This window comes from Marinobacter denitrificans (assembly GCF_008795955.1).
GTDB classification, from domain to species: Bacteria; Pseudomonadota; Gammaproteobacteria; order Pseudomonadales; family Oleiphilaceae; genus Marinobacter; species Marinobacter denitrificans.
In genome coordinates, this window is record NZ_VMHN01000001.1 from 1,449,244 (window position 1) to 1,466,759 (window position 17,516).

The 17,516-nt window shown below is 58.2% G+C and carries 16 protein-coding genes; 13 read left to right on the top strand and 3 right to left on the bottom strand.

The features are described 5' to 3' along the window. Positions 1–94: 94 nt before the first annotated feature. Positions 95–1,132, top strand: coding sequence for a PAS domain-containing protein (locus FO268_RS06700; protein ID WP_150990959.1), 1,038 nt, complete (start codon positions 95–97; stop codon positions 1,130–1,132). A gap of 23 nt (positions 1,133–1,155) precedes the next feature. On the opposite strand, the gene FO268_RS06705 is transcribed toward FO268_RS06700, so the two are convergent. Then, positions 1,156–2,250: a patatin-like phospholipase family protein gene (locus FO268_RS06705; protein ID WP_150990961.1), complete on the bottom strand. Its 1,095-nt coding sequence runs from the start codon at positions 2,248–2,250 to the stop codon at positions 1,156–1,158. Between the two features lie 202 nt (positions 2,251–2,452). On the opposite strand from FO268_RS06705, the gene FO268_RS06710 reads away from it, so the two are divergent. Further along, positions 2,453–3,490: a GGDEF domain-containing protein gene (locus tag FO268_RS06710; protein ID WP_150991745.1), complete on the top strand. Its 1,038-nt coding sequence runs from the start codon at positions 2,453–2,455 to the stop codon at positions 3,488–3,490. A gap of 12 nt (positions 3,491–3,502) precedes the next feature. On the opposite strand, the gene FO268_RS06715 is transcribed toward FO268_RS06710, so the two are convergent. Then, positions 3,503–4,420 (bottom strand): alpha/beta fold hydrolase, encoded by a 918-nt coding sequence (locus FO268_RS06715; RefSeq protein WP_150990963.1) that lies wholly within the window; start codon positions 4,418–4,420, stop codon positions 3,503–3,505. A gap of 194 nt (positions 4,421–4,614) precedes the next feature. Here FO268_RS06715 and folE point away from each other — a divergent pair, with 194 nt between their 5' ends. From folE to FO268_RS06770, 11 genes are all read left to right on the top strand, one after another. Next, complete coding sequence (gene folE, locus FO268_RS06720; RefSeq protein WP_150990965.1) at positions 4,615–5,181, top strand: GTP cyclohydrolase I FolE; 567 nt, start codon at positions 4,615–4,617, stop codon at positions 5,179–5,181. A 26-nt stretch (positions 5,182–5,207) separates the two neighbouring features. Then, complete coding sequence (folX, locus tag FO268_RS06725) at positions 5,208–5,588, top strand: dihydroneopterin triphosphate 2'-epimerase (RefSeq protein WP_150990967.1); 381 nt, start codon at positions 5,208–5,210, stop codon at positions 5,586–5,588. Positions 5,589–5,603: 15 nt separating this feature from the next. Beyond that, positions 5,604–6,044 (top strand): CoA-binding protein, encoded by a 441-nt coding sequence (locus tag FO268_RS06730; RefSeq protein WP_150990969.1) that lies wholly within the window; start codon positions 5,604–5,606, stop codon positions 6,042–6,044. 182 nt (positions 6,045–6,226) lie between these two features. Further along, the gene (locus tag FO268_RS06735; protein WP_225316517.1) at positions 6,227–7,450 is read left to right on the top strand and encodes an HD-GYP domain-containing protein; all 1,224 of its coding nucleotides are present in this window, start codon (positions 6,227–6,229) and stop codon (positions 7,448–7,450) included. Positions 7,451–7,504: 54 nt separating this feature from the next. Further along, on the top strand, positions 7,505–9,766 hold the full coding sequence (locus FO268_RS06740; protein WP_225316518.1) for a bifunctional diguanylate cyclase/phosphodiesterase: 2,262 nt from the start codon (positions 7,505–7,507) through the stop codon (positions 9,764–9,766). A gap of 58 nt (positions 9,767–9,824) precedes the next feature. Beyond that, on the top strand, positions 9,825–10,145 hold the full coding sequence (locus FO268_RS06745) for a hypothetical protein (protein WP_150990975.1): 321 nt from the start codon (positions 9,825–9,827) through the stop codon (positions 10,143–10,145). A gap of 226 nt (positions 10,146–10,371) precedes the next feature. Continuing rightward, positions 10,372–10,803: a MerR family transcriptional regulator gene (locus tag FO268_RS06750; RefSeq protein ID WP_150990977.1), complete on the top strand. Its 432-nt coding sequence runs from the start codon at positions 10,372–10,374 to the stop codon at positions 10,801–10,803. A gap of 6 nt (positions 10,804–10,809) precedes the next feature. Further along, on the top strand, positions 10,810–13,395 hold the full coding sequence (locus FO268_RS06755; protein ID WP_150990979.1) for a heavy metal translocating P-type ATPase: 2,586 nt from the start codon (positions 10,810–10,812) through the stop codon (positions 13,393–13,395). Positions 13,396–13,520: 125 nt separating this feature from the next. Further along, positions 13,521–13,970 (top strand): DUF411 domain-containing protein, encoded by a 450-nt coding sequence (locus FO268_RS06760; RefSeq protein ID WP_150990981.1) that lies wholly within the window; start codon positions 13,521–13,523, stop codon positions 13,968–13,970. Positions 13,971–14,107: 137 nt separating this feature from the next. After that, a complete protein-coding gene (locus FO268_RS06765) occupies positions 14,108–16,108 on the top strand; it encodes a ribonuclease R family protein (protein WP_150990983.1) in 2,001 nt (666 codons plus the stop codon). A gap of 67 nt (positions 16,109–16,175) precedes the next feature. Beyond that, entirely contained in the window at positions 16,176–16,388 is a 213-nt protein-coding gene (locus tag FO268_RS06770; protein ID WP_150990986.1) for a hypothetical protein, read from the top strand. Here the strand turns inward: FO268_RS06770 and FO268_RS06775 are convergent. After that, positions 16,385–17,281 carry an acyltransferase gene (locus FO268_RS06775; protein ID WP_150990988.1) on the bottom strand — a complete coding sequence of 299 codons (897 nt, stop codon included), beginning with the start codon at positions 17,279–17,281 and terminating at the stop codon, positions 16,385–16,387. The two genes, FO268_RS06770 and FO268_RS06775, sit on opposite strands and share 4 nt — an antisense overlap. Positions 17,282–17,516 lie beyond the last annotated feature (235 nt).

Sequence of the window (17,516 nt, forward strand, 5' to 3'; positions counted from 1 at the left end):
GAGTTTGCCTGCGCTGTGGCCGGGACCTGAAGTGTGGACTAAAGTAGAGGGCAGGCAGTCACCCCGAAATCTCGCCACCGGTTACGGACAGACTATGGAAAGCCCCGAACTGACAAGGAAAGGACATTTTCCGGCGCTGCCTCACCTGTGGGCACCGCTGTTGATACTTGCCGCTGGCCTGATGGTTACCGGCGTCACGGCACTGGCGCTGGAAAACCAGGCCCGCAGTCTGGCCGAAGAAGTCTACCACCGGCACCACAACACGCTTGTGGCGCAGCTGAGCGGCTACGCCGAGCTTCCGCCCACAATCACTGACGAACCTGTGCCGGAGGAGCCCGTGAATGACTCGGCGTCTGTCGGGTTCTGGCTGTCAGGCGTGTTCAAAAATTCCGTACCGGGGATGCTCAACCTTCGCATTGATACCCTTGAACGACACACCAAAACCCCGCTGTTTCAGACCATTCACACGGCAAATCCGGACCCTTCGCGGTCGTTGCGCACAGAAATTTCCATCGGCGAACACCGGTGGCTGCTGACCACGCTGCCCGACGCTCGGTTTCTGGAACGCCCTGCCCAACAGTCCTTCCGGTTCGTCTGGCTGGCAGGGCTGGCGATGACCCTTTTGGCCACGGTGATTGTGGTACTGCTGTGCCTGCGTTTACGCCGCTGGCAAACTCACTTTCGCACGGCGGAAAGGGAGCGCGAGGACTACCGCCAGCAACTTAACAACATACAGGTTGAAAAGGCGATTCTGCGGCAGGCATTGAATGACAGCGAACAGCGCAGCCGCGATCTGGTGGCGCTCTCGGGAGCCACGATCTGTGAGCTCGATGAAGCAGCCACCACTGGATACATTTCCCCCCAGGTGGCTGATCTGTTGCAAAAAGCTCCGGCTGACCTGTCTGGCCTGCCCTTCGAAGAACTGGTGGTGCCGGATTATCTGGACAATTTCCACCGGACCCTCCAGGCCGCGAGACAGGAGCAGCAAATCCAGCGCATTGACCTGAAACTGCTGGACGCCAATGGCCAGCGGGTACCAGTGACCGTTCGGGTTCTGGCATTGCGGGATACGTTACACGGGTTCAGCGGGTACCGCCTGAGCCTGCAGCCCGGTACTCAGATGACGCAGTAGCGCATTGCCTGAGTACCGGGTTGTCAGCGTTTTCCGTCCAGAGGTCGCAAAACGTCTTTCAACCGGCTGGATTCCACCAGCTCCATGAATTCATCCCCCAGCCGGTCACTCTCCGCAATGGCCTTGCGCCAGGCACGCTCGCGGCCGGCGTCATCGCCCAGGTAGCGCTCGAAATCCTTGCGGTCCGGCAGTTTTTTATCCGGCAGCGACTCCAGGTATTCCGGTGACGGCGACACCAGCAGAACATCCTGCAACCGGGTAGCGTCGCCGCGACGCCAAGGCAGGGTTTTGTCGAACCAGCCCGGAACCACCTTATCGGTGAAATGGGGATAGAGGATCACCCCAGGCTGTTCGTAGGGCAGATCCAGGTGATAGTCCAGCAGGCCGCCATCACGGTAAAGGCCATCTGGAGCACCGGGAATGTTGCGCACGCCGGACATCACCATGGGAATGGACGCAGAAGCCAGCAGGGCCGCCATCAGATTGTCTCGGCTCAGAGCGACTTCGTGGCTGGGGAAGTCCACCAGTTTGGCCAGGGGCGCTTTTACCCGGGCGTCGTGGATGATGCCTCGCTCCATAAAGCGGCCCAGATGGCGACGGCTGACCATATTGGCGCTGATGGCGTTCATCAGGCCCAGGCTGAGGCGGCCCCTGGTATCGTGTTCCAGCATGCCGCGGCTGCGCACTACAACGATGTTCAGGCGGTACCAGGGGTGGTTGAGAATGTGGTCCTCACAGCCGGAGAGCAGTTCCTCCAGAAACAGCACGCTCTTGCGGCTGACTTCCGCCATGCTGACACCCTTGGCGAAGCGTTGGGAAGTGTACAGGTCCGCCAGCCGGGCCAGTTGGGCCTTGGGGTCATCCGTTGACGTCACGGCTGCGAACCGCCAGCTGCCGATGGAAGAACCGATGAGTGCGCGCACCTGAGGTACAGCAGGCAGGAAGTCACCGAAAATCGCCTTGTCGAGGCCGGAAATCCCCAGCGCTTTGGGGCCACCGGCGGCTCCGGGCACAACATGCACATCCGCTGCAGAAAACGGCTTTTCCTGCAACCGCTCGAAGGCACGACGGCCGGCACGGACGGTCAGCGCGGATGGACGAGTGTGGACGGCGGTCATAATGGCTCCTTGCTCAGAGCCCGCAAGTTTATCGAACTGCAGGCCGGGCAGCCATAGCAGTGGCGGCATTCGTACCGGGCCTGAAAACCCGCTATCTTCCCGGAGGGGAAGTGCTAGACTTCGGAAAAGCCTGATTCGGGAAGCCCAGCCACACCATAAACAGCCGGAGTATGCTGTGAATCCATTCGCCGCCACCCACAACATGGCCTCAAGTCCCACCCTTGCGGTACTTGGTTTCAAACGACAGATTGTTTATCACCTGCACTTCTGGGCGTTCGTTGCCGTTACTCCCCTGGTCATGGTGCAGTGGCGGCAGGGTAACGGTCTGTTGGCGTTACTGCTCATTCTGTTCGGCCTGAATGCAGTCGCGGTCATCGCGTTGCTGCGATTCCGCAGCATCTATTTCCTGCAAGGACGGCTGTTCCCCTTGCTGGCGGTCGTCTGCGCGGTTTATTCCACCATGATAAATGGCCATGCCGGACTTTACTGGGCCTACCCCGCCGCCGCGGCACTGTTTTTCCTGCTTCCTCTGAGGGAAGCTACCGCCAGTAATATAGTGTTTGTGACCAGCATGTCGGTGGTATCGTTTATCTCGTTTCCGGAGGCGGATTTCTGGCGCATCACTTTTTCACTGGGGCTTACCTGCCTGTTTGTCATGACCTTTGCCTGGCTGGTAGGCCGGCTGCAGGCGGAGCTGACCCGCCTGGCAACCACCGATCCACTGACAGGCTGTCTTAACCGATCACAATTGGCTGATATCCTCAATGGCCAGATCCAGATGCGTGAGCGCTATGAGCGGGTTTGCAGCCTTATATTGCTGGACATGGACTATTTCAAGATCATTAACGACCGGTGGGGGCATCTGGCCGGCGACAGGGTTCTGCAGGAACTGTCATCAAGGCTACGCAAGCGTCTGAGGGAAAATGATCGTCTGTTCCGCATTGGCGGTGAGGAGTTCATGCTGGTATTGCCGGAAACACGCCAGAAAGATGCCGACAAGGTTGCCCGGGAGCTGCTTACAAGCATCAGCGCCCGCCCCTTCGCAGAAGATATCCAGATTACCGCCAGCGCCAGTGTGGCGGAAGTTGATAAGGGCGACACCTGGTCGGTATGGCTGAACAGAGCCGACCAGGCGCTCTATGAAGCCAAGGCCAGGGGCCGGAACCAGGTGGCCAACGCTGTCAGACGTCAGGAAACCACTCCGCCCGAAGACACCGACCCTCTGCTAGCCGGCGCCTAGTGGGCGGTCCGGCTAGCCCGTTTGCCGACAAAAATCCCGCCAGGCCCGGTAGACCTCTGCAGCACTCTCGAAATGTGGGTAATGGCCGACATTGCGCAGGCTGACAACGTCCGCATGCGGTACAAGTTCGCGATACCGCCTGGCCATTGCGGCACCCGAAACCGGATCTGCCACGCCCGAGATCAGCCTCAATGGCTGCCGCGCATTCTGCAAGGCGCCCACCCACCGGTGGCGGTGACACCGGCGCTCTTCCATAAAGTGAATCAGTTTGTGCAGGATGCCACGGCCGTTGTTGTAGGTGAGCAGATACCAGAAATCATCCATGTCCTTCCGGCCAGGTGCGTTGCCCGGGCTGAACAGGCGCCGGAAATTCCGCTCAAAGGTACCTCGGGACAGTCCACGGCTGATCAACCCTCCCAAAGGGCTGCGCAGGAGTTTCTGTATCAGCAGGGGACTGTGCACCTCCGGGAAAAGCGCTCCGTTGAGAAAGCCGACCCGGGTGATGGTAAAGGGCAGGACGCCTTCCTGGTCACGGGCCAGTAGTTCCTGGGCCACGCTGCAACCGTAATCGTGGGCGAAAAAACTGACGGCTTTTAACCCCAGGCCGGCAATCCAGCCCTCAATCATGTCGGCCTGGTCTTCGATGTTGTAATCGTAAAGCGCGGGCTTGTCTGAAAAGCCAAAGCCCAACATGTCCAGGGTAAGCACAGTGTGATGCTGTGCCAGCATTGGCCACAGCCGGTTCCAGTCCCAGCTAGCCGTGGGAAAGCCATGGAGCAGCACCAGGGCATCGCCCTGACCGGCCATACGGCTGAAAATGGCATGCCCCCCGTAAGAGAACCATTTTCCCTCCTGTTGCCAGCCTTCCAGAGTTCCTGTCCCTGATCCGTAAGCTGTCTGGCCCCGTGGTCCGGGGATCACCTGTTCCATTCCGGTTTCCTGAAACCTGCCTGAGAGTGAGACTCTAAATCAAACCAACGGGGCCCGCCATATCCGGCAGGGCATTTTGCGAACCGGGTCGGTCGGATGGTCTTTTTGCTCCAGGTGATCGTAAATCTGGAGGACATCGACAAATTACCTTAAGCTTTCGCCTTTATAACCGACGACCAACTCCGGAAGCCTCTATGACCAACAAGCTTGACGACCTGGCCAGCCATTTCCAGCACATTATCGCTGGCCTGGGCGAAGATCCGGGCCGCGAGGGCCTTCAGAACACCCCTCTGAGGGCCGCGAAAGCCATGCAGTTTCTGACCCAGGGGTATCAACAGAGCCTCGAAAGCCTCGTTAACAATGCGGTCTTCGAGTCCGCGATGGACGAAATGGTGGTGGTCCAGGATATCGAGCTTTACAGCATGTGCGAACATCACATGTTGCCGTTTATCGGAAAGTGTCATATTGCCTATCTGCCTCAGGGCAAGGTGCTTGGACTGTCCAAATTTGCACGCATTGTCGACATGTATGCCCGTCGCCTTCAGATTCAGGAAAACCTGACCCGTGAAATTGCCGAGGCGGTGGAAATGGTCACCGGCGCCAAAGGCGTTGCTGTTGTTATTGAGGCGCAACACATGTGCATGATGATGCGCGGCGTGGAAAAGCAGAACTCCCGCATGAAGACCTCGATGATGCTTGGCCAGTTCCGCAAGTCACAGGCAACGCGGACGGAATTCCTGACGCTGATCCGGGATCGCTGACCATTTATGAGTACCGAGGAGTCCAGATGACTGCAGTAACCGGTAACCACCTGGCAACCGTTCGTATAAAGGACCTTTTGCTACGGACCTACATTGGCATCAAGGACGAGGAGATCAACAATCAGCAGGATGTACTGATCAACGTGCAGCTGACTTACAATGCCGCAGACGCCATCAATCAGAATGACATCCGTGCGGCGCTCAACTATCGCACCATTACCAAGCAGATTATCAGCCACGTGGACGGCAACCGCTTTGCCCTTCTGGAGCGGCTTACCCACGAAGTACTCAGTATCGTTATGGAGCATGAGGCCGTCAGTTGGGCCGCGGTGGAAATCGACAAGCCCCATGCGTTACGCTATGCCGAATCGGTGTCCGTCTGTCTTGAGGCGCACCGGACCACCTGACGAACCGGTACCTCCATGTCCCGTAACAACCCCGAACAGCTCCGCAGAATACTCGAAACCGTCCGCACCATCGCGCTGGTCGGCGCCAGCGACAAACCCGACCGTCCCAGCCACGAAGTCATGGCCTATCTTCAGGGGCGCGGCTACCGGGTGATACCGGTCAATCCCAGGCTTGCCGGTAAAACAGTGCTCGGGGAAACCGTCTATCCTGATCTTGCTTCCGTCCCGACCTCTGTGGATATGGCCGATCTTTTTCTCGCGCCTGGTCGCACCGATCCGGTCATCGATGCCGCCATCAAAAAGGAGATTCCGGTGGTCTGGATGCAGCTTGGTGTCATTAATGAAGAGGGCGCGTTGCGAGCGGAAAATGCGGGCGTCATTGTTGTCATGGACAAATGCCCCAAACAGGAAATTCCCCGCCTGGGCATACCGCCGGTGACACACTCTGCCACGTGATGCCGGTACCGCCTGGCGCCTTCAACGAGGCACCTGTCCCGGACATTGGATTTCTGACATAATCAGGGCGAGACAAGCAGAAGACTGGCAGAGCCATGTGGTTCCGACGTAAAACCAGCAATACGCCTTCACGAAGGCCAACAGCCCGCCGCCCTCAGTCAGCGTCCCTGGCGCCTGATACTATGACCCGCATCCAGCGGGTCCGGCTGCCGGTGGATCTGCTCGCCTCCGGAATGCGGGTGGTCAAACTGGATCGCCCGTGGACAGAAGTTCCCGTGTTGTTCCAGGGCTTTACCATCGAAACCCTCAACCAGGCCAGTATCCTCCGCCAGTACTGCGAGTGGGTGCTCGTCGAAGGCGATGACGAGATATTGTCGCGGGCGATGGACCAGGTGGCGTTGCACAAGCAGCGTACTTCCAGACCGATGTCTGAAACCCGGCCGCTGGCCAAAGAAATACCTCGCGCCCGCAGGGCATGGAACAATACCCAAAGCTTTGTGGAGCAGGTGACCCGTAACATCGAGCAGGGTAATGACCTGAACCTGCAGGAGGCCCGCCCCATCATTCGTGAGTGCGTTGACAGCATCAAGGCGAACGCTAGCGCGATGTTCTGGATGAGCCGCATCAAATCCCGGGACGCCTACACCGCTGAACACTGCCTGCGCGTCGCCGTTTTCACGGTGGCGTTTGCCCGTTTTCTCGGCATGCCGGACGAAGATCTGGAAATTGCCGGTATGTGTGGCCTGCTCCATGATCTCGGCAAACTGAAAGTACCGCCAGAAATACTCAACAAGCCGGGGGCACTGACCCGCGAAGAATTCGCGATCATGCAGAAACACACCACCTTCGGCTACGAGCTGTTGCGCTCGGATGCAACACTGGACCCGATCATTCGCGATGTCACCCGCCATCATCACGAGCGCATCGATGGTTCTGGCTACCCCCAGCAACTGCAGGAGTGGCAGATCAGCCGTTTCGCTCGCCTGGTCTCGATTGTCGACGCCTTCGATGCTATGACCAGCGACCGTTGCTACCGGGATGGCATTCCCACTTCCGATGCCATCCGCATCCTTTACCGGAATCGTGGCAGACAGTTTGATGCCGACATGGTGGAAGCGTTTATCCGCATGGTGGGTATTTACCCGCCGGGAACTCTGGTAGAACTGACCACAGGAGAAGTGGCATTGATTGTGGCGGTACATCCTGGCAAAAAACTCAAGCCAAGGGTCGAAGTCCTTCTTGATACCGAGAAAAAAGCGATTACGCCGAGAACGATCGATCTGGCAAATCCCACGCCAGGGGAGCAACCTCAGATCATACGCCCCCTCCCTGATGGTGCTTTCGGGATATCGCTGCAGGCAAGGATCCACCAATTAGTAACAGATCATCGCGTTTATTCCTCATAATAGGATGAACCCGGCCGATATGTTGTTCAGTGAATGAAGCAAACGGAGCACTTTGTGGACAAACCTGCCTCGGCGCTAACCCTGTTTGTCAGGGGATTGCTGAACCCGGTATTTCCAGCCCTGATTTTCCTCGTATTCCTGGGAATTGCTCTGGTTTTGCAATACGGCATGGAGAAGCAGGATAACTCCCAGATCCAGTCCAACCTGGACAACGAAGCCCGCTCCATGGCCACTCGGCTTGAACGGGAATTTCTGGTTCATGTGGATGCCATTCGCCGGATGGCTCAACGACGGGAAACCAACCCGGACATGGCCCGTGAAATCTGGGAACGGGACGCTCAGAATTATCTGGCGGATTTTGGCGTCTACCAGGCACTGGAGTGGATTGACGAAGACTTTGTTATCCGCTGGCTGGAACCTTCCGACGGTAATGAAGCTGTTATCGGCTACAACGTAGCGTTTTCTAAGGCGCGCCGGCAAGCCCTGGAAACAGCCCGGTCGACGGGTAATATTGATGTTTCCGGCGTTATCGACCTGAAGCAGGGTGGCAGTGGGCTGGTCATCTATGCGCCGATTCTCTCCGGGGAGGCCAACCAGGGTTTTATTGCAGGCGTCTTCAAAATGGAAACCCTGGCCAGGCAACTGCTGTCCGGACGCCCCCTGGAGTCCTTCCGCATTGACATCCTGGACGACGGCAGCCCTACGTACGTCCTTGGCCAGTCGATCACCCCGGACCCCTCCTTCTCCAGTACCGCCAGCGTCGAATTGCCGACGATGGACTGGACGCTGACGGTTACCCCTTCCGTATCCTGGGTAAAAGATCATCGCAGCGACTGGCCATTCGTTACCTTCGTGATCATGCTGTGCATGGGGGTGTTGACGAGCCTCACCACTCTGCTGGTTCAACAGATTCTCAAACGCAACCAGGCATTGCTGAAAACCCGGCGGGAGCTTGATGCGGAAATCAGTCAGCGCCAGGCTGTCCAACAGGACCTGGCGCGACTTGAGACCACTGACACCCTGACCGGGCTGGCCAACCGCCGCTTCTTCATGGAAGACCTGGTTCACACGCTGAGCATCGCGGACCGGCAGATGCGTCAGGTAGCCCTGGTAATGATCGACCTGGACCGCTTCCAGATGCTCAACGACTCCCTCGGTCACCAGTTCGGAGACGAATTGCTGATCAAGGTGGCCGAACGCCTGAACGCACTCACCGACGAAAGAATCATGGTGGCGTATTCCGGCGGCGACGAATTCATGATCTGCCAGCAGCATGTGGAAGAGATAGACGACGTCATCAATCTGCTGGGGCAGATCAAGCACTGCTTTGAAGAGCCCTATCATGTGCAGGGCGAAAAGCACGGCGTTACCGCAACCATGGGGGTGGCGGTCTATCCCCAGAGCGGCCTTGACGCCGACACCCTGATGCGAAATGCAGACGTCGCGCTGTACCGCGCCAAGGAGCAGGGGCGAAATACCTATCAGTTCTACACTGAAGGCATGCAGGACCGGGAAGTCATGCGTCTGGAGCTGGACAAAGACCTGGACCAGGCCCTGGCCAATGACGAATTCGTGCTTTACTTCCAGCCCCAGCTGGATCTCAATGATTCCTCAATCAACAGCGTGGAAGCTCTCATCCGCTGGCAGCATCCACGCAGAGGCCTGTTACCGCCGATCGACTTTATTCCTCTGGCTGAGGAAAGCGGGCGCATCACGGATATCGGCCGTTGGGTGGTCAAGGCCGCCTGCAGGCAACTGGCGAACTGGCAGAACAGCCCCTACGCCGGCCTGCGTATCGCAGTGAACCTGTCAGGCCGCGAACTGGATGACGAGAGCATTGTCGACCATATCCAGGAGACCCTTGAATCCCATGGGGTACCCGCGGATCGCCTGGAAGTGGAATTGACTGAAGAGATCTTCATCCAGAACATCGAACACAACCTCAACCAGCTCTCCAAGCTCCACACACTGGGCGTGCACCTGGCCATTGACGACTTTGGCGTGGGTTATTCTTCGCTGGGATATCTGCGGGATTTTCCGGTTGACCTGCTGAAGATCGACCGCTCCTTCATTACGGATGTCACCGAACGTCACGACGATGCTGTGATTACCCGCGCGGTCATCAACCTGGCCCATAACCTGGGCATTCAGGTGGTAGCCGAAGGCGTGGAGACCCGGGAACAGCTTAATTTCCTGAAAAATCATCGCTGTGATCTGATCCAGGGCTACCTCATCAGCCGCCCGATCCCCGCCGCCGAACTGGAACAGGCTCTGAGCTCTGGCATTCTGAATGTCGATACGCCGGTTGGTAGCTGATTGAAATGAGCACGGCGAATCACCACTATTCCGGTATCAGCTTTCAAGGTACCAATGTATGAGTGCAAACTATCTGACCAGGGAACAGGACGACCGCTTGCGGCGCTGGGAAGCCTGGAACAAGCGTTACTTTATCTTCGCGTTCTTTTCGCTGATCGTTATCCTGGTTTTCAGCAGCCAGCTCGGCCTTTCCAGCGGCGAGAGCTGGGGCCCCCTGGGGGTGATCGTTGCGCTGTTAATCACGCCCATCATCATCCTTCAGTTACGCCTGGCTTGCCCAGCCTGCGGGCAGAAGATTGGCTGGCAGGCCAAACTGATGGCCCCGGACCAGTGCAAGGCCTGCGGCACCTTCCTCCGTTCAAAAAATTCCTCGTCCTGAAAAAAACCTTTGACCTGTGAGTAGCTCACAGGTTTTAAGCTATCCTTAACCTGATACCACGTGGCGTTCAACTTGGGTGCCATTCGCGGTTGGGTAAACCTTCTTCCGAAACACGCTCCTCCGGCACATCCATGTGACGCTTGGGCTCCGCCATCCATGGCTCCGCACAGTTTCGGAAGAAGGTTTACCCAACCACTCGATCAACAGTGGGGTGGCTGTCTGCACTATGAAAGTCAAAGAAATCGCTATGGGTGCGGGGGTTAACCCCGATACCGTCCGGTTTTATACCCGGGAAGGGTTGCTGAAGCCCACACGGAACCCGGACAACAACTACCAGCAGTATGATGCGGAAGACCTGCGGCGCCTGCGTTTTGCCCGCAAAGCACGTCAGTTGGGGTTCTCGCTACCGGAAATCCGGCAGATTCTGGAACAGGCGGAGGATCATCACTCCCCCTGCCCCATGGTCCGGGACGTGTTTCAGCAGCGGCTGGCGGAAGTAGAGCGTGAGATTGCCGAGCTGCAGCAGCTGCGCAACCGTATGACTGCAGCGCTTTCTGCCTGGCAGGAGATGCCGGATGGCACACCGGACGGACATACGATTTGCCAATTGATTGAACACTGGGACGAAGCCGTCCCGGAAACAGGTAACAAGGAGTGATGCTCCATGAATGAGAAAACTGGATTGCACCCGGCTCTGTCGATTTCCGGCGCGTCCTGTCAGGGCTGCGTGCGCAAGATCCGTAGCGCGCTGGAACCATTGACTGGCAGTGCCGATCGGGTTGATGTGAACCTGGAAGAGCAGACGGTTGCACTGCCGGATGGCATTGATACTGCGGAAGCAGCCCGTATTGTGACCGAGGCGGGCTACCCTGCCTCGCCTCTGGAGGCCTCCTCCACTGCTGAACCAGCGTCGGAGGATGATCATTGCCATGTCGATAATGAACAGGTCCGGGCTGAAGCCCGGCAGGAACCCGAACAGAGCACGAGGAATGTCGAGAGCCACGGTAATGATGACCAGATCCACCTGGCGGTTACGGGCGCCACCTGTGCATCCTGCGTGAACACCATTGAGAAAGCGCTGAAGTCGGTGGAGGGCATTACCGGTGCCCATATGAATCTGGCAGACAATACCGCCACAGCCACCGGCCATGCGGACCCCCAGGCGCTTATCAGGGCAGTGGAAAGCTCCGGTTACGGCGCCAGCGTGATCGAGGATCCGGATGCGGCGGATGACCGTAAGCAGGAAGAGGATCGCAAGCAGTACAAGACGCTGCTGGTGAAGATGGCGATTAGTCTGAGTCTCGGTCTGGGCCTGATGATCTGGGGCATGGGCTTTGGCTCCATGATGGTCACCGCCGACAACCAGATGACCTGGCTTGTCCTGGGTGTTCTTACTCTCGGTGTGATGATCGGTACCGGCGGCCACTTTTTCACCGGCGCCTGGAAAGCATTCCGCCATCACAACGCCAATATGGATACCCTGATTGCCCTGGGCACCGGCACGGCCTGGGCCTACTCCATCGTAGTGGTCAGTATTCCCGATGCGATGCCGGAAATGGCGCGGCATGTGTATTTTGAAGCCTCGGCGATGATTATCGGCCTGATCAATCTGGGCCAGGCGCTGGAGGTGCGAGCCAAAGGCAAGACCTCGGAAGCCGTGCGACGGCTGCTGGATCTGCGGGCAAAGACCGCCCGGGTTATCCGTGACGGCGAGGAGCAGGATCTGCCGGTAGAGCAGGTCAGGGCCGGCGATCATATCCGTGTACGCCCCGGTGAAAGCCTGCCGGTGGACGGGGAAATCATCGATGGCAGTACCCGCATCGATGAGAGCATGCTCACCGGTGAACCCATGCCCGTCAGCAAGCGCGAAGGTGACGAGGTGTCTGCCGGTACCCTGAATACCCATGGTTCGATTATCTACAAGGCCACCCGCGTGGGCAGCGAAACCGCCCTCGCCCAGATCATTCGCCTGGTGAAGAAAGCCCAGGGCTCCAAACCCTCCATCGGGCGCCTGGCAGACAAGATTTCCTCGGTGTTTGTGCCCAGCGTGATGCTGATTGCCGTGGTTTCGGCGTTGGTCTGGTACAACGTCGGGCCAGAGCCGGCAGTGGTCCATATGATGGTAGCGGCCACAACAGTACTGATTATTGCCTGCCCCTGTGCTTTGGGCCTGGCCACCCCAATGTCAGTGATGGTGGGTGTCGGCAAGGCCGCGGAGTACGGCGCCTTGATTCGCCAGGGCGACGCCCTGCAGACCGCCGGCAAGCTGGACCTGGTCATCCTCGATAAAACCGGCACCATTACAGAAGGCCACCCGGCGGTTACCCGTTTCCACGCCACTGACGACAACACGGGCAGATTGCTGGCCCTGGCTGCTGGCCTGGAACAACACTCGGAACATCCTCTGGCAGAAGCGATTATGACAAAGGCCAAAGAGGAAGATGTCACTCTGGAAACTATCACCGGATTTGAGGCCCTCAACGGCAAGGGCGTGACGGGTGAGCTTGACGGCCAACCTGTGCGCCTGGGCAATCGCCGCTGGCTGGAAAGCGAGGGTGTGGATCTGGCAGAACTTCAGCAGGAAGCGGATGCCATCACCTCCGAAGCCGGAACACCGCTGTTTCTGGCACTGGGTGAAAAAGCGGTGGGCGTCATCGGCGTCGCCGATGCCGTCAAGCAGGATTCCGCGGACGCCATCCGCCGCCTCCACGATGCCGGTATCCGGGTCATGATGGTCACCGGCGATGTGGACGCCACCGCCAAAGCCATCGCTCAAAAAACCGGAATCGATGATTACCGTGCCGAGGTATTACCGGAAGACAAGGCCACTATCGTCAGCGAAATGCGTGGCAAGGGCTTTACCGTGGCAATGGTTGGCGACGGCATCAACGATGCCCCTGCCCTGGCCGCTGCAGACGTCGGCTTTGCCATTGGCACCGGAACCGATGTGGCCATCGAAAGCGCCGGCATCACGCTGATGCGGGGATCGCTTCACGGCGTAGCCGATGCCATTGAGATATCCCGGGCTACGGTTCGTAATATCCATCAGAACCTGTTTGGTGCTTTTATATACAACTCCATGGGTATACCGGTGGCAGCCGGGCTGTTATACCCTCTGTGGGGAATGTTGATGAGCCCGATACTGGCTGGCGCTGCCATGTCGCTGTCCTCGGTTACGGTGGTCACCAACGCCAACCGGCTGCGCCTGTTCAAAACCAGTAATAACGCCGGCAAGGAGGGGAACGAATGAGCACACTTCTGGTCAACGCTGGAGGACTGATCCTGATGGCCGCCATCGTCTGGTGGTTCTGGCTCGCGCCCTCCGAAGGTAGCAAAGCGAACAACGATCCCAGCCATCACCATTGAGGTAACATCATGAAAAAACACATGCTGGCCCTGGGCCTCATAGCCACCGTCGGTTTGAACAGCCAGTTGCAAGCCGAAGAGGGGCTCAAAGACATTCACGTCTACAAGTCACCGACCTGCGGTTGCTGCACCGACTGGGTAGATCACCTTAAGGAAAATGGTTTCAAGGTGGAAGTGACTGAAACCAACGATATGAACCCCATCAAGATTGATGCCGGCGTGACACCGGGACTGGCCAGTTGCCACACGGCGTTTATCGGCGACTACGTGATCGAAGGCCACGTTCCGGCCAACGACATTCACCGGCTGATTGCAGAGGCACCGAAGGCAAAAGGCGTCTCGGTACCGGGAATGCCGGCGGGTTCGCCGGGCATGGAAATGGGCGACCGCAAGGATCATTACCAGGTGCTGATGTTCAACGAGAGCGGCCAGACCCGGGTTTTCGCCGAACACAACTAGGTCCTGCCTTGTCCCTCAAGTATCCCGGCCCGTAAATCGAGCCGGGATATTAACCACTCGTAACAGGTCTGACTCATACCGCCATAACCGGTATACTCCGCAACAACATTCAAATTTTATCCAGTCAGGTTCTGTTCATGCTCAACGCCGACGCCCTCAGCCAGTTGCGCCAGCTGAAGTCCGATATTGAAGAAAACAAGGTGGTGTTCCCCGGCACTGTCAAAGCCACCAACGGACGTTTCGGCTTTGTAGCACTGGATGAAGGCAGGGATGTGTTTCTGCCGCCGGAAGAAATGCAGAAAGTCCTGCCCGGCGACCGGGTAACCATTACCGAGCAGGAAGGCGACAAAGGCAAAACCCAGGGTGTGGTGGACGAACTGCTGGAAACCAGTCTGGACACCTTCGTGGGCCGTTACCTGGTGAGGGGCAAGGGCCACTTCGTGGTGCCGGAAACCCCCGGCATCAACCGCTGGATCTTCATTCCGCCGAAAGAACGCCAGAATGCCGAGCCCGATGACTACATCTACTGCCGCATTCACAAGCATCCCATCAAGGATGGCAAGGGCCAGGCAAAGATCCTGAAAGTGATCGGGAAGGCCGGCGAAACCGGCATCGAACGCTCTTTCACGGTTGCCACCTTTGACCTGCCGGACACCTGGCCGGAAGCTGTCACCAAGCAGGCCGAGGTGCTGGACGAATCGGTCATCGAAGCCAGGGGTGAGGGCCGTGAAGACCGCACCGACCAGCCTTATGTCACCATCGACAGCCCCGGCACCCAGGATATGGATGACGCCCTGCTGGCCGAACCCAATGCGACCGGCTGGAAACTCTCCATTGCCATTGCCGACCCCACCGCGGTCATTGAGCCGGGCAGCCCGGCCGAGCAGGAAGCCTTCCGCCGCGCTACGGCCATCTATTTTCCCGGCGAGCCCCTGCCGATGCTGCCGGACACACTGAGCACCCGCCTGTGTTCGCTGATGCCTGAGGTAAAACGCCTGGCCCTAGTCTGTGACCTGCAGGTGAACAACGACGGCAGTCTGGGCGAGTACAGCTTTCACCAGGCCGTCATCCGCTCCCACGGCAAGCTCAGTTATGAGCTGGTATCGAACCTGATCGAGGGGCGTGAAGCCGAGGACGTCAAGGCGTTACCGGACAGCGTTTCCAACAGTCTTGACCAGCTTCACCAGGTGGCCATGTCCCTGCGCAAGTGGCGCAATGAGCATGCGCTGGTAAACGGCGATCGCCCGGAATTCCGCCTGCGCCTGGATGAGAATCGCCGGGTACGGTTGATTGAACCTTCGGTACAGAACGAAGCCCACCGGCTGGTTGAAGAGTGCATGATCGCCGCCAACCGTTGCGCCGCTGACTTCCTCGGCCAGCAGGACAAGGGCCTGTTTATTCAGCACCCCGGCTTACGTGACGACCGCGCCGACAACATCCGTGCGCTGCTGGAAGGCTACGCCCCCGATCTCGCCAGCGTGGACGCCACCAGCGCCGAAGGTTTCCGCGACCTGATGAAACAGACCGAAGGGCTGGACTCGGAAGTACCGGTCAAGGCCATTATTTCCCGCCAGCTCGCCCGCGCCGAGCTGTCGTTTACACCCGCGCCGCACCAGGGCATGGGGCTGGCCGCCTACACCACTTTTACCTCACCGCTGCGCAAGTTCAGCGACTTCCACGTGCACCGGCTGATCAAGTCAATCCTGTGGCAGGAACCCCTGAGCGATCTGAGTGACGAGCAACTGGCGGAACTGCAACTGACCCAGTTCAGGGCACGACAGGCGGCCAACAGTCTGGAGAGCTGGCTCAAGAGTGACTTCGCCCGGACTCTGGGGGATGAGCCGATGGCCGGCGTTATAAGCCGCACGACTCCCTCGGGCTTCTTCGTACGGCTGGATGCCAACGGGCTGGAAGGCTTCGTGAGCTGCAAGACTCTGGAAGGCAAATTCAGCTTCGACCCGGTCACCCTCCGCCTGGTTCACAACAAGAACGGCCGCACGTTCCAGTTGGAACAGCCGGTGACCGTTACATTTGCGGGCGTGGATGACGAACGCAAACAGATCCTTTTCAGCCTGGTGGAAGCCCAGGCAGATAGCCCCGCAGAAGGCAGCGAGCCTGGTAGTAAAGGCGACGCTTGAAAATCCGGCTTCCGGGCACCATCGTAGTATTTATACGGGAACCTACTCGTTACGGAGGTGAGTCCGGATGCCAATCAGCCCAACGGAATTCCTGAAGAAGTACGGCTTCGAAGAGGAAGAAGAGGAGCGGGACCACAGCCTGCGCCACAACGCCATGGAGCACGCCCGGCACCTGAAGCGCCCCCATGCCGGAACGCCTCACGACTGGGAAGAGTGGGAGCGCTATAAAAAAGAGCACCCCGATGAAGTCGAGGACGATGAAAAGGGTGACAACAACTAACCCTGCTCAAGCATCCTCGACAGACGTGCGTCCTTGGCCTGCCATTGCTCAGCCAGCCAGTTCTTCACATTCTTGCGGTGCTCGGCGTCCGTCGCATAATCCCGCCCCTTGAGGTGCTCGGGAATTGCCACGGTGTCGATCTCCATTTTCACCTCGCTGACCCTTCCGCACATGAAATCCCAGAAGGTGGGCGCCCTCCCCGGATAGGCGATAGTCACATCCACCAGGGTTTCGATTGCGTCCCCCATGGCATCCAGCACAAACGCCACACCGCCAGCCTTGGGGGTCAGCAGATGGGTGTACTTTGATTTTTGCTGGTCGTGCTTGGCCTGGGTAAAACGGGTACCTTCTACGAAGTTCATGACGCTGACCGGGGTGTAGCGAAACTTTTCGCAGGCCTGCCGGGTCGCTTTCAGATCTTCGCCGCGTTTTTCCGGGTGCTTGATCAGGTATTCGCGGGTGTAACGCTTCATGAACGGGAAATCCAGCCCCCACCAGGCCAGGCCAATCACCGGCACCCAGATCAGTTGCTGTTTGAGGAAGAACTTGAGAAACGGTGCCCGGTGGTTGAAGACCCGTTGCATGGCGAAGATGTCGACCCAGCTCTGATGGTTACTGAGCACCAGATACCAGCTTTCCCGTTTGAGTTTTTCATCCCCGTGGACGGTCCACCTGGTGTCCTGGGTGAGTTTCATCCAGCCGGTGTTGCAGGCCACCCAGGCTTCGGCAATCCAGATAATGACTTTGGTGCACAGAACACGGAAACCGGTATGGGGGACAATGAGTTTGAGAATTGCCGGAATGTAGAGAAGCAGGCACCAGAACAGGGTATTGAGACCAAGGAGAATGGAGCTGATAACGCCGATGACCGGGGCTGGCAGGAAGCTGAGCATGATTGTCCTGTTGTTGGTTTTTTACGATGGCTGAATGATACCAATGGTTGGCAGGTTTGGGCAGTGGCCTGAAGTGACCGGTTTGCCATTGGGGGTGGACGTTCTTGCCATAGTTCTGGCCTGTGGAGATAGTCTAGTCTTGTTGGGCCTTTGTGGCTGTGCAGGTATGAAAGCCCTTTCCCGGACACGCCGTGAACCCATCCATGGGGGCTCGGCATTGCCATCCATGGCAATG

Bases quoted from the DNA above. Each gene is read 5' to 3' on its own strand.
- FO268_RS06700 (WP_150990959.1), top strand. From the start codon at position 95: ATGGAAAGCCCCGAACTGACAAGGAAAGGACATTTTCCGGCGCTGCCT.
- FO268_RS06705 (WP_150990961.1), bottom strand. From the start codon at position 2,250: ATGACCGCCGTCCACACTCGTCCATCCGCGCTGACCGTCCGTGCCGGC.
- FO268_RS06710 (WP_150991745.1), top strand. From the start codon at position 2,453: ATGGCCTCAAGTCCCACCCTTGCGGTACTTGGTTTCAAACGACAGATT.
- FO268_RS06715 (WP_150990963.1), bottom strand. From the start codon at position 4,420: ATGGAACAGGTGATCCCCGGACCACGGGGCCAGACAGCTTACGGATCA.
- folE (WP_150990965.1), top strand. From the start codon at position 4,615: ATGACCAACAAGCTTGACGACCTGGCCAGCCATTTCCAGCACATTATC.
- folX (WP_150990967.1), top strand. From the start codon at position 5,208: ATGACTGCAGTAACCGGTAACCACCTGGCAACCGTTCGTATAAAGGAC.
- FO268_RS06730 (WP_150990969.1), top strand. From the start codon at position 5,604: ATGTCCCGTAACAACCCCGAACAGCTCCGCAGAATACTCGAAACCGTC.
- FO268_RS06735 (WP_225316517.1), top strand. From the start codon at position 6,227: ATGACCCGCATCCAGCGGGTCCGGCTGCCGGTGGATCTGCTCGCCTCC.
- FO268_RS06745 (WP_150990975.1), top strand. From the start codon at position 9,825: ATGAGTGCAAACTATCTGACCAGGGAACAGGACGACCGCTTGCGGCGC.
- FO268_RS06750 (WP_150990977.1), top strand. From the start codon at position 10,372: ATGAAAGTCAAAGAAATCGCTATGGGTGCGGGGGTTAACCCCGATACC.
- FO268_RS06755 (WP_150990979.1), top strand. From the start codon at position 10,810: ATGAATGAGAAAACTGGATTGCACCCGGCTCTGTCGATTTCCGGCGCG.
- FO268_RS06760 (WP_150990981.1), top strand. From the start codon at position 13,521: ATGAAAAAACACATGCTGGCCCTGGGCCTCATAGCCACCGTCGGTTTG.
- FO268_RS06765 (WP_150990983.1), top strand. From the start codon at position 14,108: ATGCTCAACGCCGACGCCCTCAGCCAGTTGCGCCAGCTGAAGTCCGAT.
- FO268_RS06770 (WP_150990986.1), top strand. From the start codon at position 16,176: ATGCCAATCAGCCCAACGGAATTCCTGAAGAAGTACGGCTTCGAAGAG.
- FO268_RS06775 (WP_150990988.1), bottom strand. From the start codon at position 17,281: ATGCTCAGCTTCCTGCCAGCCCCGGTCATCGGCGTTATCAGCTCCATT.